General features: G+C 46.9%; 16 protein-coding genes. All 16 read left to right on the forward strand.

The genetic code is table 11. The features are described 5' to 3' along the window. The first annotated feature begins 206 nt into the window (after positions 1-206). The 16 genes from V6668_RS05205 (at position 207) to V6668_RS05280 (ending at position 17,819) form a co-directional block, all read left to right on the forward strand. Positions 207-1,097, forward strand: coding sequence for a hypothetical protein (locus V6668_RS05205; protein ID WP_338707871.1), 891 nt, complete (start codon positions 207-209; stop codon positions 1,095-1,097). Between the two features lie 227 nt (positions 1,098-1,324). Beyond that, positions 1,325-3,100: a cache domain-containing sensor histidine kinase gene (locus tag V6668_RS05210; RefSeq protein ID WP_338707872.1), complete on the forward strand. Its 1,776-nt coding sequence runs from the start codon at positions 1,325-1,327 to the stop codon at positions 3,098-3,100. Then, positions 3,097-4,161: a response regulator gene (locus V6668_RS05215; protein ID WP_338707873.1), complete on the forward strand. Its 1,065-nt coding sequence runs from the start codon at positions 3,097-3,099 to the stop codon at positions 4,159-4,161. The genes V6668_RS05210 and V6668_RS05215 overlap by 4 nt, the downstream gene beginning before the upstream one ends. A gap of 272 nt (positions 4,162-4,433) precedes the next feature. Beyond that, positions 4,434-5,351 (forward strand): ABC transporter permease, encoded by a 918-nt coding sequence (locus tag V6668_RS05220; protein ID WP_047844113.1) that lies wholly within the window; start codon positions 4,434-4,436, stop codon positions 5,349-5,351. A 14-nt stretch (positions 5,352-5,365) separates the two neighbouring features. Further along, entirely contained in the window at positions 5,366-6,235 is an 870-nt protein-coding gene (locus tag V6668_RS05225) for a carbohydrate ABC transporter permease (protein WP_036606256.1), read from the forward strand. Between the two features lie 60 nt (positions 6,236-6,295). Then, positions 6,296-7,951 (forward strand): extracellular solute-binding protein, encoded by a 1,656-nt coding sequence (locus V6668_RS05230; RefSeq protein ID WP_338707874.1) that lies wholly within the window; start codon positions 6,296-6,298, stop codon positions 7,949-7,951. Positions 7,952-8,294: 343 nt separating this feature from the next. Further along, a complete protein-coding gene (locus V6668_RS05235) occupies positions 8,295-8,741 on the forward strand; it encodes a tellurite resistance TerB family protein (protein WP_036606259.1) in 447 nt (148 codons plus the stop codon). 35 nt (positions 8,742-8,776) lie between these two features. Further along, positions 8,777-9,370 (forward strand): TerD family protein, encoded by a 594-nt coding sequence (locus tag V6668_RS05240; RefSeq protein ID WP_101314690.1) that lies wholly within the window; start codon positions 8,777-8,779, stop codon positions 9,368-9,370. A gap of 90 nt (positions 9,371-9,460) precedes the next feature. Continuing rightward, on the forward strand, positions 9,461-10,036 hold the full coding sequence (locus V6668_RS05245; RefSeq protein ID WP_036606264.1) for a TerD family protein: 576 nt from the start codon (positions 9,461-9,463) through the stop codon (positions 10,034-10,036). A 93-nt stretch (positions 10,037-10,129) separates the two neighbouring features. Continuing rightward, complete coding sequence (locus V6668_RS05250; protein WP_036606267.1) at positions 10,130-10,711, forward strand: TerD family protein; 582 nt, start codon at positions 10,130-10,132, stop codon at positions 10,709-10,711. Between the two features lie 30 nt (positions 10,712-10,741). After that, positions 10,742-11,998, forward strand: a complete 1,257-nt coding sequence (locus V6668_RS05255) for a TerD family protein (RefSeq protein WP_338707875.1) — start codon at positions 10,742-10,744, stop codon at positions 11,996-11,998. A 209-nt stretch (positions 11,999-12,207) separates the two neighbouring features. Then, entirely contained in the window at positions 12,208-13,410 is a 1,203-nt protein-coding gene (locus V6668_RS05260) for an HpcH/HpaI aldolase/citrate lyase family protein (protein ID WP_051449850.1), read from the forward strand. Next, positions 13,340-14,773, forward strand: a complete 1,434-nt coding sequence (locus V6668_RS05265) for a phosphoribosyltransferase family protein (RefSeq protein ID WP_338707876.1) — start codon at positions 13,340-13,342, stop codon at positions 14,771-14,773. Before V6668_RS05260 ends, V6668_RS05265 begins: the two co-directional genes overlap by 71 nt. Further along, entirely contained in the window at positions 14,770-15,921 is a 1,152-nt protein-coding gene (locus V6668_RS05270; protein WP_338707877.1) for a cysteine protease StiP family protein, read from the forward strand. The genes V6668_RS05265 and V6668_RS05270 overlap by 4 nt, the downstream gene beginning before the upstream one ends. After that, the gene (locus tag V6668_RS05275) at positions 15,921-16,769 is read left to right on the forward strand and encodes a hydrolase (RefSeq protein ID WP_338708893.1); all 849 of its coding nucleotides are present in this window, start codon (positions 15,921-15,923) and stop codon (positions 16,767-16,769) included. The genes V6668_RS05270 and V6668_RS05275 overlap by 1 nt, the downstream gene beginning before the upstream one ends. Continuing rightward, on the forward strand, positions 16,770-17,819 hold the full coding sequence (locus tag V6668_RS05280) for an ATP-grasp domain-containing protein (protein WP_100526564.1): 1,050 nt from the start codon (positions 16,770-16,772) through the stop codon (positions 17,817-17,819). Positions 17,820-17,928 lie beyond the last annotated feature (109 nt).

The following is a 17,928-nucleotide window of genomic DNA, read 5'->3' on the forward strand; positions in this document are numbered from 1 at the left end:
TTAATGTGCGAGTAGTAAAAGGCTTTAGACACAGGTATATCGTCGTATACAACCGATTTTTAACTTATGATAGAATGTAGACCATGTCCAATTGTGTGAATCAAGCATGTTATATGAAAGGATATTTCTGTAAGTGGGTGTTCAAGTCTTGGAGCAGGGGTTAATGGTTCTCAGGAATATACATACGATAAGGGGAAGATTATACGATGAAATGGAATTATACGATAAAAATGTTCACAGTTATGCTTGGTTTGACAGCGATTGTGACAGCTTGTGGTGGCGGAGCGAAAGAGACGTCATCACCGGAGTCTGCTTCCGGTACAGAAGTTGCTTCATCAGAAACAAACAGCTCGAATGCTGCCGTCACAGAAACCGCAGCAACCGGTTCGAAGGGGAGTGAGCAGACAGGTTCAACTACAGATGAATCTTCTTCAACTGACGACGGCAAGATTGGAAAGGACTCTACACTGGAAGAGTTGAAGCAGCAGTATGCCGATAAACTCGGTTATATCCGTATCCCGCTTACGGATCATCCGGTGCGTCGGGTAAGTGAGGCGGGTTCCAAAAACATTAATGTAGCCAACTACAGTGATGCCGTTGTGGACATGAATGCAGAGGTTCCAATCCATTCCGATTCGCAGCGGTTGATTGATGATGCCTTTCCTTTTTTTACAACCGTACAAGCACCTGATGAATCTTATATAACTTGGGAAGAAGCAACCAATCTGGAACGTGCCATGGTGAAAACACTGTTTATCGCCCGTGAAGGTCTGCTGATTACCGAAGATGCGATGAAAAATAAGGATTATAGCAGTACATCATTCCAGGATTCGATGGATTTCTTCAGGGTCACAGCGAAATTTGAATCCATGGCACCTGTTGCACAGCATCCACGTGACATTACGTTGAGTACGCTATACGACAAAGCACGCACGTCATGGGGCAAGCTTGCTGCGATGGACCCGGAGCAGGATGAAGCGGCGTTTGCCGAGATGTACAAGACGACGAGAACCGATGCCAATAATGCCATGGGGTTGCTTAACGTTCTCTTGTCTACCAATGAAGAAGAACGGGTCAAAGAGATTTACGGGGAATAAAAATGCCGTGATCCAGAGTTAATCTGGAACATCCCGGTAACATGTCTGGATCACATGCCTTCAAACTCTGACTACCGCTTGAAGCGGGGTCAGGGTTTTTCTGGTTTTTTCCAATAGGTGTATGATATGTTTTTAGGAGTAAGACATGTACGGAATATAGGTGAGGTGTGTGAAAGATGTGGTGGATGAACTTTTGTAAACGCTTTAAATTTAAAACGAAGCTAATCTTGTTTTTATCTACCGCAACGGTCTTAATCTCCGGAATCACAGGGTTGATCACCTATCGCATCCATATCGACCTGTTCAATGAAGAGGTCAGTCGCCAGTATGGTCTTACCGCAGAGCAGATTCTTGCACGTCTGGATTCGAGGGTACACGACATGTATAAAGTCACCGATTATATCACACTGAATCCCTCCGTAAAAAATGCCATCAAAGCACAGACCTCTGGCATCTCGTCCTATGATCAGATGAAGCTGGAAGATGAACTGGATGATCAGTTGTATCAGGTAAGGCTGGATGCACCGGAGATCATGGGGCTCCGCATATATGACCTGAAGGATAACATATTTAATCTCGGCGCCTTTGCTGGCTCATTTCAACAGATGGATCCTTCCTATCTAGCAGAGATGGTTCATAGACTGGAAGGAACGGGCGGCGAATATGGTTGGAATCGTTTGGGGCCGGATGCTTTCTTGCAGGAGGAACAATCCAATTGGATTCTGGCGGGACGATTAATGCGGTCTGTTGATCTGGAGACCTATGGCGTCATGCTAATTCTGTTTAACACCTCGTTGTTCGAATCGTATCTCAAAGATCTGCGACTGAATGAGGAAGTTGCTGTCTACTTGTTTGACGCAGATGGTGAGCTTCTATATGCCTTTCATAATCAGGATGCGGATCCACCACCACTGACCGAGCTAAGCCTAGGGGCGACGGAGATCAGGGACGAGCAGGGAACAACCCAATTGTATACGAAGCAAACGTCAGACAAAGCGGGCTTCACCCTGGTCAGCAAGGTCTCACTCGCTCAGATTCAGAACAAGGGAAAGATCATTGTAAAAGTTGCTGTGTTCTCTGCGGTAGCCAGCATATTATGCTCCTGGTTCATCATTACCGTAATTAGCGGCAGACTGTTGCGTCCACTTGCGAGTCTAGTCAACGCGATGAAAAGAGTGCGTGATGGACAGTTCGATACACGGGTACGGATCGAGACACGGGATGAGCTCGGTTTCATCGGTGAACGATTCAATGCAATGGCTTCCCGGATTGATACGCTTATACATGAAGTGTACGAGCGCGAACTCAGTGAAAAAGAAGCTGAACTCAAAGCTATTCAGGCCCAGCTGAATCCCCATTTTCTGTATAACACGCTGAGCATGTTTTTCTGGAAGTTCTATATGCTTGGTGATGAGAAATCGGCTCGCCTGGTCACTGCCTTGTCCGAGATGTTGCAGTATACGCTGGAACCTGTGCAGCAACTGACGACCGTGCAGGATGAGATGAAGCAAATAGATCACTACCTGCAGATTCAGCAGGCCCGGTATCAGGAAGCCTTGTCGATTGAGATTGCCGTTCCTGCTGAATTGCTTCGCTGTCAGGTGATCCGGCTGTTGCTTCAGCCCATCGTGGAGAATGTTTTTGTTCATGCCTTCTCGGACAAAAGGAACAACCGCCATCTGGAGATTCGTGGCTCGCGGCATACCGGGCATGAAGGAGAGCCGGATCTGCTCATCATTGAAATTTCAGATAACGGCTGCGGTATGCACGCATCGGTCATTGAACGCATTATGACGCCAGTGGCACATGCAGATGAGGAACGTCAGCACATTGGCATGCGGAGTGTACTTCGAAGAATTGAGTTGATTCACGGTGAACCCTACGGTGTACAGATCGAGTCGACTGTGGGAGAGGGTACGCTAGTACGTCTTCGTTTGCCTTATCAGATCGGTGAGGACTTATGCCGGGAAATTCAGGTGACTGAGAGGAGTGAGTTCTGTTGAATGGACGTATGCTCGTAGTGGATGATGAAGCATTATTTCGTCAGGGTCTGATTCATCTGGTTCGCAATAACCCCCTCGGGTGGGAGGTTGTTGGGGAAGCGGCCGATGGAGAAGAAGCGATACAGGCTGTACACAGCTACACACCTGATCTGATCATTACGGACATCAACATGCCTGTGATGGATGGTCTAGATTTGGCTGAACGTATACACGAGAGTGGACTGGACATTATGATTATCATTTTGACAGGTTATCGTGAGTTCGAATATGCACAGCGTGCCATCCGGTATGGGGCAATTGAATTTTTGTTAAAACCGTTCTCGCTCGATGAAGCATGCCAGGTGTTACAAAAGGCACATGAACGATATCGCCGAAAACAGTCCGACATTCGGATCAGGGAACAATACAGCCAGGTGGACCGTACCGAGAGACTGCGAGAGGAACTGACTTTGTTGTTGCTCCACCACCAATTCGGATCGATAATGAATCGGATCGAGATACTGCTGGAAGAAGTATCCGGGATGAGCTTGTCACAAGGCAAAGCGGAGATTCATATGCTTATGAAGGTCATGACGGACTTACTGGTACAACAGCTTCAGCCTCAGGAATCCAGTGGTATGGACTCAACTGCCCCAGATCCACTGCTCTGGATTCATACCATACCTGAAGTCATCGCTTGGGCCAGATGCAAGAGCGAAGAGTGGGTGGATATGCTGATGCGGCTAACTCAGGAACAGCAGGATCATGTCGTTACACGTGTTATACAGTATATTGAAATGAACTATTCCAGCACATGCACGTTGCAGGTCGTGGCTGCCCATGTTCATGTGACACCCAACTACTTGAGCCATTTGTTCAAAAAAGAAACAGGACAAGGCTTCAGCCAATATGTCAGCAAGCGCCGAATCGATAAGGCGAAGCTGCTGCTGCACAGCACTCGGCAGAGCATGGCAGATATCGCGGAACTGACCGGGTTCGATAACTCCAGTTATTTTACAACTGTATTCAAACAGATGACGGGGATATCGCCCCGCGAATATCGCAAGCAAGTCGCCAAGTGAAGTGCCCGGTAGCAATCCCCCATGAACTGCTGCAGGGTCTCAAATTAAAGAGAAGCCTTCTCTTAATATCTGTTCGTTTCCAAGGTCAACCCCACCATGTGGGGTTATTTTTGCGTAGAAAATTATAAAAGGATCGTTAAATAACAAATGTTTACGCTTACATTTTTATCTACAATACAACTATAGTACATCAACAGCAGAGAGGAGTGATGGATGTGAAGGGGGAACTGACCGCAGGTCCGCCGTCTGGATTACAACCGCCGGACAGTGAAATGAAGCATCGGATTCGGCAGCAGCGGCTTCGACGATTCAAGATGAATATACCGTTAATCTTGATGTTTGTTCCGGTGATTATGTTCTACCTGACCTTTCGTTATGCACCCATCGGAGGGCTGGTCATGGCCTTTAAGGATTACAACTTCTATGATGGACTGTGGAACAGTCCATGGGTGGGCTTTCAGCATTTTCAGACGCTGTTCAGTGATCCGCGCACGGTGGAAATTATTCGCAACACCTTGTTCCTCAGTCTGTTAAGCATCATTATCGGGTTTCCCATTCCGATCATTCTGGCCATTATGCTGAATGAAGTGCGAAACATGGCCTTTAAGCGAACGGTGCAGACGGTGGTCTATATGCCACACTTCTTTTCCTGGGTCATCATTGCGATGATGATCATGACGGTGTTCTCTTTGGAAAATGGGATCGTCAACCGCTGGGTCGAGGCCTGGACGGGAGCGCCTTATCCGTTCATGTACAACAAGGGTTCGTGGGTAGCGGTGTTTGTTGGCTCAGGGATCTGGAAGGACATGGGCTTTAATGCCATCATTTTTCTCGCGGCACTAACGACCATTGATCCGAGTCAATACGAGGCTGCACAGATGGATGGGGCCAGCAAAATGCGCCAGATCTGGCATGTTACCCTTCCGGGTATACGCTCTACCATTATTCTCCTGCTGATTCTGTCGATGGGGCGGGTGATGGAGGTCGGATTCGACCAGGTGTATATGCTTCAGAATTCCAATGTCAATGAGATAGCGGATGTAATTAGTACCTATATCTACCGCACCGGTCTTCAGGGAGCACAGTTCAGCCTGACAACAGCGATGGGATTGTTCGAATCACTGGTTGCATTTATCCTCATTTTTAGTGCAAATTATATCGCGCGTCGATTTAACGAAGGTTTGTGGTAGGGAGGGAGAACAGCATGAGAAAAACCAAAGGAGAAAAAGTCTTTTATCTAATCAATTATGTATTGTTGTCATTGGTTGCCGTCAGCTGTATCCTGCCCTTACTGAACATTGTTGCCTTGTCATTTAGTGATGCGAGAGCGGTTGTTTCAGGTCAAGTGGGGTTATGGCCCGTCGATTTCACCTGGTTCTCCTATCACAGCCTAATTACGGGAACGCCGATTCTGAATGCATTCTGGAACAGTGTGGAGATCACATTGATCGGTACAGGGCTCAGCATGGCGGTGACGATTATGGCGGCATATCCGCTGTCACGTAGACATTTTTATCACCGGCGCTTCTTTACGATGGCGATGGTGTTCACGATGATTTTTAACGGTGGACTCATCCCGACTTATTTGGTCGTGCAAAATCTCGGTCTTGTGAACAGTTACGGCGCGCTTTGGCTACCGGGTCTGGTGAGCACTTACAACATGCTGATTATGCGATCTTATTTTGAAAATCTGCCGGGGGAAGTGGACGAGGCTGCGCGCATCGATGGTTGTGGTGAACTGGGGCTTTTGTTCCGAATCGTGTTGCCATTATCCAAACCTTTGCTGGCAACTATTGCTCTCTTTTACGGCGTGGGTTACTGGAATTCGTTCATGAGTGTGATGATTTATATCAATGATACGTCCAAATACAACATGACCGTGCTCGTCCAAAATATGATTATGTCCAATCTGAATGTACAGGATTTTACCGATCCAACGATGATATCGAATCTGACCCCGGAAGGCATCCGGGCAGCAGCTGTCATTGTGATGGTCATACCCATTTTGGCAGTGTATCCGTTCTTGCAGAAGTACTTCGTTAAAGGGGTCATGCTTGGATCAATTAAAGGTTAAAGCAGTCTGTGGGTTAACCCGCATGAGTTCATATTACAGGAGAGAAAGAGGGTCTTATCTATGGCGTTAACGATGAAGGCATGGATGAAGTCGGGTCTCGTTCTGGGCTTGATCGGTGGTTTGCTGGCGGGATGTACAGGAGGTAACGGTAGCGAACAGGCGGAAGGCGAAGGCAACAGGGGGAACATTACGTCAACGATCTATGATCGGGGCGCGGTCCCAAGCGGCATGGGTACGATCGAAGATAATATGTGGTCCAAGTGGATTAACGAGAATGGCCCGGCAAATGTAAAATATACAGCAGTTCCCCGCTGGGAGTCCCAGTCGAAACTTAACGTATTATTCGCTTCTGGCAGTGCACCGGATATCATTTTTGAATTCGGTACGCCCATCCGTAACACACTGTTTAATCAAAAACAGCTGATGCCACTGGATGAGTTGATCGAGAACTCGAGTGTGGAATACAAAGCCTTGATGGAGAAATATCCCCAGCTCAAGAAGGCTGGCATCAAAAGCGATGGTAAGCTCTATGAAGTGGGACGTATGAACGAGGTGTTTCCACTAACGAGCTTTTTCATTCGGGAAGACTGGTTGGAAAAGTTGAATCTGGAGGTACCGACTAATGAGGAAGAGATGCTGGCGGTAGCCAAGGCCTTCACGGAGAATGATCCCGATGGAAACGGAGCTAAGGATACATACGGCATCGGTGGATTCCAGTTCGGTGATACAGCGGGTCTATTCCGCTATATGTACAACGCCAACTGGGTGAATGTGAAGGACGGAGAGATGGTGGTTGGTCCCAACAACATGAAAGAAGCCACGGCATTCAAACGTGCATTATATGAAGCAGGAGTAGTGGATAAGGACTTATTGACCGACAAGGACGGGGCCAAGGCGAAGCAGGATTTCCTGAATGGCAAAATCGGTATGTACGCGGCCATGACTTCGGATTATACCGGGTTTGCGGCGAAGGAACTGGATACGCTGATGCAGAATGTTCCTGAGGCCAAATTAAAGGTCATCGCTCTGCCAACCACGTCCGTAGGACAGCACACGATGGTGTGGAATAACCCGGTTCAGATGACTGCAGCTGTGAATGCACGAGCCAAAAATCCGGAAGCAGTTATGCAATATATCGATTTTCTGACCAAAATAGAGTCAGGCCGAACCTTCAAAAATGGATTTGAAAACACGCATTATACGCTGAACGATCAAGGCTGTCCGCGGATCTCGGATCAGGAGAAATACAAGCAGGAGATCAGCTGGGCAGGCGATTACGCCATGTTGTACAGCCGTCTGGAGGAAGGCAAATGCGGGTACACAGAAATGCTGTTCAGCGAAGAGATCCCGTCGCAGAAGGAAGGACTTCGACTATTCAAGGAAGCGCGTGAGGTATACATGACGGATCTTCCGGTAGGAGAGGGTGTTACCCATTCGGAACATATGCCGCAGCTACCCAAGGATCTTCAGGTGAAGTTGACCAATGTGACAACAGCGATCAATGATATCTTTACCCGTTCCATCATTGGCGGAAGCAAATATACAGTCGAACAGGCTGCAACGGAAGCACAGCAGAAGTGGGAGCAAGGCGGGGGCCCGGAGATTGAAGCATGGTACAAAGACTGGTGGAGCAAGGAAAAGGATAATGTACTAGTCTGGGACGACTTCTATGAAATCTATGAACAACAACAGGCTGATTTTGAAAAATCGGAATAAATTCACGGATTCAAATCATTCATGAAATTTATAATTTTGGTGTTGGTAGAAATAAGCGCTCTGATCCCCTGATCAGAGCCTTTTTATGTTTGGGCTTCAAATTGGGGAATATTTGCCTGAAAAATGAAGTGAATAGAAAGTTCTCGCATCTTGCTTGAAACTATATCCAGAACGATGCGTATCATAAGGTATTAATTGTTTTTTAATGTAGAAAATTGCCGTATTTCAGAGTATAGTTAAGGAATAATTTAACTTATATTCAACATGATGTAGACATGAAAGTTACTGAAAAATCTTGAAAAAAATGTACGGAACATCAGGTTGAAACTATTGGAGGTTGAGTATGAGTTCATTTAAAAGCTGGTTAAATTCAACAAAACAAGGACTTGAAGAGCAAGTCAAAAAGTTTAAAAATAAAGATTTTATGGATGCCGTGGTTGCAGGTTGTGCACTGGTTGCTTTTGCAGATGGTTCCATTGATGAAGCGGAAAAGAACAAGATGGCCGGTTATATCAACCTGAGTCAGGAATTGAAAGTATTTGATATGGCTGAAGTGATTACACGTTTTAATCATTATGTCGCGAACTTTGAGTTCTCTCCAGAGATCGGGAAGCAGGAAGCACTGAAAGCCATTGGGAAATTCAAAGCCAAGCCGGATGTAGGACGCGTTATTGTGGGTGTATGCAGTGCGATTGGTTCAGCTGACGGCAACTTTGATGATCAGGAGAAAAGAGTCGTTGCCGAGATATGCATCGTACTTGGACTGAACCCGAGTGAATTCAATCTCTAAGTAGCTATTTTACATATGAAGGGAGGTGAAAATCAGTGGCAAGCATTAATTTGGTCAAAGGACAAAAGATTGATTTAACCAAAGGCAATGCAGGACTTACTGAGGTGATTGCTGGTCTCGGTTGGGACCCGGTAACTGCCAAAGGTTTCTTTGGAAGAAAAAAACAAGCGGATATCGATTGTGATGCATCGGCGATCATGTTGAATGAGGAAGGCAAGTTGGTGAAGGACTCCAACCTGGTTTGCTTCCACAACAAGCAAAGTGCATGTCGTTCGGTTATCCATTCAGGTGACAATCTAACAGGACAGGGAGACGGTGACGACGAACAGATCAAAATGGATCTGTCCCGTATTCCTGCTGATGTTCATAAAATATTAATCGTTGTTAATATCTACGATTGTGTCAATCGCAAGCAAGATTTTGGCATGATTGAGAAGGCTTATATTCGTATTCTGGATGGTAAAAATTCCAGTGAGCTCGTGAAGTTCAATCTATCCGAAAACTACACAGGTTCAACGGCGTTGATCTGTGGTGAATTGTATCGTCATGGAGGCGAATGGAAATTCTCGGCAATTGGAGAGGGTTCCCATGCGGTACATATCAATGAACTCGCTCGCAGGTACTCCTAAGTACAAGATTTAACCTAAATCGACAATAATCCTGATATTCATATGTCACGATAACTACAATACACTTAAATAAGCGAGGATGATCATACGATGGCAATTAATCTCTCTAAAGGTCAAAAAATCGATCTGACTAAAACGAACCCAGGTTTGACAAAAATCACAGTAGGCCTGGGATGGGATACCAATAAGTATGATGGCGGAAAAGACTTTGACCTGGATGTATCGGTATTCTGTGCCAATGCAAACGGTAAAGTAGAAGGCGAGAAAAACTTCATCTTCTTCAACAATCCACAAAATGAAAATGGTTCTGTTGTTCACACCGGTGACAACCGTACAGGAGATGGCGATGGTGATGATGAGCAGATCAATATCGACCTGCCTAACGTACCCGCAAATGTAGAGAAAATTGCATTCTCCATTACGATCTACGAAGCTACAGAACGTAGCCAGAACTTCGGACAAGTCTCCCGTGCTTATGTGCGAATCGTCAACGAAGCAAACAGCGAAGAACTGATTCGTTTCGACCTGGGAGAAGACTTCTCCATCGAAACAGGTGTAGTTGTTGGTGAATTGTATCGTCATAGCGGTGAGTGGAAGTTCAGTGCCATCGGTAGTGGTTACCAGGATGGATTGGTTGGATTGACACGCGACTACGGTTTGCAATAGGACGTACAGTACGACTTACAGGATGGGAAGAACCGTCTCCTGGACGGTTCTCCTTTTCATTTAATCACATATTTTGGAAAGGTGGAAAAACAAATGACGATCAGTCTTGCCAAAGGACAACGTATTGACCTGACTAAGACGAATCCGGGCCTTACCCGTGTGGTGGTTGGTTTGGGTTGGGATACAAACAAATATAGTGGTGGAGTCGACTTTGACCTGGACGCCTCGGCTTTTTTGTTGTACGAAGATGGAAAAGCCAAAGGTACGGATGACTTTGTTTTTTACAACAATCCAAGCGGCGGTGCGGGTTCAGTAACACATACCGGTGACAATCGTACGGGTGAGGGTGACGGCGATGATGAGCAAGTTGTCGTTGACTTCAGCAAAATCCCTGCGCACATTCACCGGATCGGTATTACCGTAACCATCTATGATGGAGATGGACGAGGGCAGAATTTTGGACAAGTCTCCAATGCTTTTGTTCGTGTTGTAGATGCTGCAAGTGATCGGGAAGTGCTTCGTTTCGACCTCGGAGAAGACTACTCTACCGAAACAGCTGTAGTGTTCTGTGAGTTTTACCGTGCAGGTGCGGACTGGAAATTCCAGGCGGTAGGCAGCGGCTTCACTGGTGGACTATCTGCTTTATGCAAAAATTACGGGCTGGATGCACAATAACATAACTTGGCATAGAAAGGTGATTCTGCTATGGCGATTTCTGTCGTGAAAGGCCAGAAGAGTGATCTGACCAAAACCAATCCGGGCTTGTCCCGTCTAACGGTAGGCATTGGTTGGGAGGCAGCCTCGGGTGTAGAGCTGGACACATCAGCATTCCTTCTGGGTTCAGACAATAAAGTGGCTGGAGATGAGGATTTTATCTTTTATAATCAGCCCTCTACCTCGTTCATCACGTATATGGATGGTGGACAGGTTGGTGGCGAGAAGAAACAATTCGCCATTGATCTTGGCAAAATCCCTGCCCGAATTGAGAAAATCGCCTTCAGCCTGACGATTCATGACGGTGAAGCACGACGCCATCATTTTGGACAGGTTCAGCATGGTTTTCTACGGTTTGCCAATGCAGCTACAGGTCAGGAAGTAATGAGATATGATCTGGGAAGCGGTTTTACAGTGGAGACCGCGATTGTCATCGGTGAATTGTATCGTCATAACGGAGAATGGAAGTTCAATGCAATAGGGTCGGGTTTTGCAGGTGGTTTGAATGCACTCTGCGCTAACTTTGGTGTGGATGTGGATGGTGGATCAGACCCTGCACCAACGACTTCAACCGTTCCCCCGACAGCTGTACCGACTCCACCACCCCCGGCACCCACACCAGAACCGACGCCTGCTCCTGTGAATTCGATCAATTTCAGCAAAATTGAATTGAAGAAGAAGGGCGACACCATTAACCTCAAGAAAAATGCGGGGGGACTTGGTGAAATCCTGATTAACCTGAACTGGAATCAACAGGGTAGCAAAGGGTTGTTTGGTCGTAGCAAGAGTGTGGATCTGGACTTGGGCTGTCTGTTCGAGATGAAGGATGGTACACGAGATGTGATTCAGGCATTGGGACAAACGTTTGGTTCACTGAATCGTTTCCCTTATATTGCACTAGATGGGGATGACCGGACGGGATCGGTTAAGACGGGAGAGAATCTGCGGATTAATGGTGCCCGTATCTCGGAAATTGAGCGCATCTTGGTATTTACCTATATTTATGGTGGTGTGGCCAACTGGTCTCAAGTAGACGGTGTGGTAACTATCCAGCAGAAGGATGGCCCGGATATCATTGTCCGAATGAATGAATACGGGAGCCCGCTTGGCATGTGTGGCATCGCGATGTTACGCAATGTGAACAATGAGACATTCAGTATTGAACGAATCGTGCAGTTCTATAATGGCCATCAGGCGTTGGACGAGGCTCATGATTGGGGAATGCAGTGGGTTGCGGGAAGAAAGTAATCATTTGAATTTAATCAATATATAAACGCTGTATCGGTCAGCGCCATTGCAAGGATACTGTTGACCAACGTTATCCTCGATAATAGACCATCAATCCCTCCAGACTAAGGAGGGATTGGTTTTTATGCCCCGACAGCTGGAATCAACTATTGCAGATTGGCTATTGCCAAAGGTGCGAGGAGGAGACAACCCTGAAATATTTTAACTTTTTGAGTCTGGAAGAAGAAGATACTTTATTTTTCTCTTCACCCGTCTCGTTCAATCACCGGACTTCCAAAGATCTACTGGCATATGCTGTTGGGGCTGCTTTATATATGCCCGCGACGCGCACACATATCGCGGACGACATTATGAATGGTAAACATGAAGGTCTGACGACCATTATTATTGATCTGGAGGACGCTGTGGGTGACGACCAAGTAGAGTTTGCCGAGCAGTGTCTGGTACAGCATCTAACTCAACTGATGACTTATATGGAGACAGGCATGCTGAGTCAGGATCAAATGCCTCTTCTGTTTGCTCGTGTACGTTCACCACAACAGTTGGAACGTCTCATTGATACGTTGGGAGAATTGGTGTCCATGCTGACAGGCGTGGCTTTGCCCAAGTTTTGCGTGGGCAATGGAAGAGCCTATTTCGACCAGATCCGCAAGTATAATCAACGGAAGCCGGATCATTATCCCGTTCTCTATGGAATGCCTATATTGGAAACGGCTTCAATTATATATCGGGAGACACGTTGGGAGACCTTACTGGGCCTTCGTAACATCCTCGATGAAAATGTTGAATATGTGCTCAATGTACGCATTGGTGCGACCGATTTCTCCAGCCTGTTTGGACTACGCCGAAGCCCGGAATTGACCATATACGATATCGCCACGATCCGTGACTGCATCTCGGATATTATCAATCTGTTTGGACGAATGGACAAGCCGTATGTGATCTCGGGTCCTGTCTGGGAATATTTCAGTCAGCGGGAGCGCGTGTTCAAACCTCAATTACGACAGACTCCATTCGAAGAAACCCTGGGCAAATCAGGGCTGCATCTGAGAATGAAATATATTACGAACACAATGGATGGATTGATGCGTGAAGTCATGATGGACAAGGAAAATGGAATTGTAGGCAAAACGATCATTCATCCTTCTCATATTAAGCCCGTACAAGCGATGTACGTTGTTACACATGAGGAATATTCCGATGCCCAAGACATCATCGCCCGTAATGACGGTAGCCTGGGTGTGTTCAAAAGTAATTACTATAACAAAATGAATGAGATTAAACCACACTTGAGCTGGGCGAATCGAATTCTAATCCGATCACAAATATATGGGGTGTTACATGAACAGCAGCATTTTGTCGGGCTCTTGCCCAAGCACGAACAACAACATAACTACGTTCCCAATTCTTGATCAATTCAGTCTGAACGTTCAGGTTACACATAACCCGCTGCAACTTCCACTAGAATCTCTATTTTCCATGGCTGCACGCATCAATAAGAAACGTTCATTTCTGTTTGTAAGCAGACTGCTGGGCAAGCACATCCCGGTTAACCCGTATACCTCGCTTCTGAGTGGCGCGGCATTGGCTGTTCTGTTATATGAGCACCTGACTGAAAAGACGGAAGAGACGAAAGTTCAGATCACCGAGTGGAAACGGGAAATGGTCGAGGGGCTGATTGATCCCCAACAAGCCCGGCAAGTGTACAACATGCTGTTGCAAGAAAGCTTGAGTTTGCCGGAAACGATTCGTTTTGTTGGTTTTGCCGAGACAGCGACAGCGTTGGGTCACAGCATGTACGAGATGTTTGCTGATCAAGCTTCTTATATTCACACCACTCGCGAGTATGTTCCAGCGATGCATCCAGATATTCAATTTGAAGAAGAACATTCCCATGCGATGGCTCATCGTTGTTATGCGTTGGATCATGAAGCTTTTGCAGGAGAAGGCCCGATTGTTCTGGTGGACGACGAGATTACGACGGGCAAAACGACGTTGAATATCATTCGGGATATTCAGGCCAGATACCCCCGGAAGCAATATGTGATTGCTTCGCTGTTGGACTGGCGTACGGAAGCGGACGAACTTCGGTTTGTCGAACTGGAAGCTGAACTGGGGATTACCATTACACCGTTAAGCCTGTTGAAGGGTCGCATTGAAGTAGTGGGTACTCCACATTTGGAACCAACACAGCAAGATGAGCAGCTATTTCATCCTGCCGTAACGCTTCAGACTTCTACCGTTGCCGATGACTTCGAACAGCTACATGCCACTTCGGAGGATGGTGAAGGCAAACGCAGCACAGCGAGCTACGTCCAACATACGGGCAGGTTTGGTATGCAATCCCGTCATAATGGCGAATTGCGCCAGGAGATTAGCCGGATTGCAGAACGGCTTCGGACGCAGCGTACGGGAGAACGGACTTTGGTGATGGGAACAGGGGAGTTCATGTACATTCCGATGCGTATTGCTGCCGAGATGGGAGAAGGCGTGTTGTATCAATCCACTACCCGCAGTCCAATCCATACACATCCGGCTCCAGGATATGCTGTTCGTAGTGGTGCCGGATATGCCTCACCGGAAGACGCATCCGTTCGTAACTTTATCTATAACATCGCCCCGGGACAGTATGATGAGATTTTTGTTCTGCTGGAGAGACAGATGTCCGAAGAACGAATGGAACCGATGTTGAAGGTACTGGGGCAGTTGGGGTGTGGACACATTCATATTGTATATTGCGGCTTGCCAGAGAAGACAGGGGACAACGAGCAATGAACTTAACTACATTGGAGCTAATCAGACAACGTGAGATTCCGTCTCCCGAACCGATGGGCAGTTATGCTGCATCGGACGTTGTTTTCCTACTGAAGGATATCAGTCATGTGGATCTGGAAAAGGGAACGGGTGAACGGGAGCAGGCGATCCAATCCGGGGTTCATTATTCGGAGATGCTGCCCGTGGAATACCAGCCCACAGCAGAATACATCGAGCTGTTCCATCAGACACTGGAACAATCCGGTGCAAGAATTGCACGTCATACCGCCATTGTGGCTGAGAAGATTGTAGAGCGCAGGGGACTGAATCTTGTGCTGGTATCTCTGGCTCGAGCCGGAACACCTGTGGGCATCCTGATCAAACGTTATATTGAATTGAAATACAAAGTGACGATTCCGCATTATAGTATTTCTATTATCCGTGGCAAGGGTATGGACGAGAACGCAATTTTATATATTTTACAGCAGCATGGTCTGGGAACAGCTATTCAGTTTGTAGACGGTTGGACAGGAAAAGGGGCTATTCGCAAAGTGCTGAAAGAATCCTGTGACCAAATGGAACGGACTTATGGCATAAGTCTCGATGATGATCTTGCCGTGTTGGCCGATCCGGGGCAATGCTCAGGCACCTTTGGGACAAGGGAAGATTATCTTATTCCTAGTGCTTGTCTGAATTCCACGGTATCGGGACTGGTGAGCCGTACAGTACTTCGCGATGATCTGATTGGACCGGCAGATTTTCACGGGGCCAAATGGTATCGTGAATGGTCCTCTGCGGATGTGTCGATCCAGTATGTGGATACCATCGCTCAGCATTTTCCGCAGATGATGGAACAAGTGGAGATTCGCTCGGACGACAATGCTACCAGTACTTCGGAAATCACCTGGAAAGGCTGGCAGGATATCGAGTCCATCCAGCAATCCTTTGGTATTGCGAACATCAATCTAATCAAACCTGGAATCGGAGAAACAACCCGAGTGTTATTGCGACGGGTCCCCTGGAAGATTCTTGTGGACCGTCTGGATAATCCGGATTTGCAACATATCATGATGCTCGCCAGAGACAGAAATGTGCCGGTTGAGGTATATCCGGGATTAACCTATTCCTGTTGCGGCATTATTCAATCCCTGGGAGGTGGCGGAGAATGATGATCTACGCAAGTGATCTGGACCAGACGCTGGTGTACTCCCGTCGTGCGCTCCGTATTCCCGAAGATACACCGGGACTTGTTCCCGCAGAGTGGATTAACGGCAAGTTGTCCGCTTTTATGTCAGCATATGCACTGGAGCGGTTGCAGTCTTTGCCACAAGACATTGTATTTATGCCGGTGACGACACGTACAGTGGAGCAGTACCGGCGCATTCACATTTTTCAGAGCGAATGTATTCCGAAATATGCGGTGACGAGTAATGGTGGCAACATCATTGTTGACGGTCAGGTAGACGATGAATGGAATCTGTATATTCGTTCTTTGCTTCGTCAGCAGGCAGCTACTCCCGAAGAGATCCTGAATTTATTTGACGATGTGCTGAGCCCGGAGTGGGTAATTAATCAGCGATTGTGTGATGAGCTGTTCTTTGCATTGTTGATCGAACGTGACAAGCTTCCAATGGAGCATATTGCGGAAAAGATTCGGGTGTTAGAGACGCTGGGATGGGAGAGTTCGATTCAGGGGCGGAAGCTCTATCTGGTGCCTTCGCCCGTGAACAAACGAGCTGCAGTGGAGCATATTAGGCAACGCATTGGCGATGTGCCTGTGATTGCTTCGGGTGATTCCTTGCTGGATCGTTGTTTGCTGGACTTTGCGCACTACGCCATTGCTCCGTCTCACGGAGAGTTACATGTGGAGAGACAGCGTGTACCTGAGCAGGTACCGTATCAATTTACGGAACAATTCGGTGCTTTTGCAGCAGATGAGATTCTCGATTACGTTCACCGTATTCATAACGATCAACAGACCCAGATAGACCATGCCGAGATAAGGGAGACCGTATAAATGAAAAAAATGAAGATTTACTTCAACCGTTGGTTCTCTGTAACGTATCATTATATGAATGCGATTCGGGACAATGAGGACGGTATGGAATTTGAGATCTACGGTACTCATCCTGATCCTGGACATATGGCATTACAGGGCTGTGATGTTGCAGAAGTTGAACCGCGTCTAACGGGCCGGGAGTATGTTGATTTTTGCCTCGACTTTTGCCGTCGTCATCAGATTGATGTGTTTATTCCACGCTGGAACATGCTGGACATCAGCAGACATATCTCCCTGTTCGAAGAGATAGGTACAAGAGTTATCGTATGCTCGGACACGGAATTGCTGGAACAATTGATGGAGAAAGACCGTTTCTATGAATCAGTGCGTGAGAAAGGCATTATGGAGATTCCGGATTATTTCACGGTTAGTAATGCTGCACAATTCCAGCAAGCCTATGAGGCGCTACGTGCACGTGGACACGATGTATGCTTCAAACCATGTAATGGTGAGGGTGGTATGGGATTCCGAGTGATTAATAATGAACGTGATCCGTTGCAGGAGTTGTTCGGATACGCGCTTAACTCCATTTCGTATGAAGATGCCCTGCGTGCGTTCTCTTCTGCTCCGTCCTTTCAAAATGTCATGGTGATGGAGGTACTGGAAGGATATGAATACAGCATTGATTGTCTTTCGGATCGCAATGGGAAACTTATAACGGCTATCCCGCGTAGAAAAGAAAGAGGACGTTTGCGCTTGCTTGAAGAAAACGAGGAATTGCTGGCGATTGCCCGCAATGTGGCAGAGGTATATCAGATTCCTTATAATTTTAATATACAGATGAAATATCGCAAGGATACACCGAAGCTACTGGAGATTAATCCGCGTATGTCGGGTGGGTTGCACATGTCTTGTCTGTCGGGCGTGAACTTCCCGTATCTGGCGGTCAAGTCTGCACTTGGCCATGATATTGGACCACTTCATCCGAAGTTTGGCATACTGGGAAGTCATATCGAACAGCCATTTATAATCGACGTTCAGAAGGTAAGCGGAGTACACCACGTCTAGCTGAGAATTTCCCTCAACATTGACACCTTCTGGATGGTTTTTTTACAATACGGATGAGAGGTTATTCAAAAAGTCCATCTTCTTGGTACTGAAAATCAGACTTTTTGAA

This window comes from Paenibacillus amylolyticus, from assembly GCF_036894225.1.
Lineage (GTDB): Bacteria > Bacillota > Bacilli > Paenibacillales > Paenibacillaceae > Paenibacillus > Paenibacillus amylolyticus.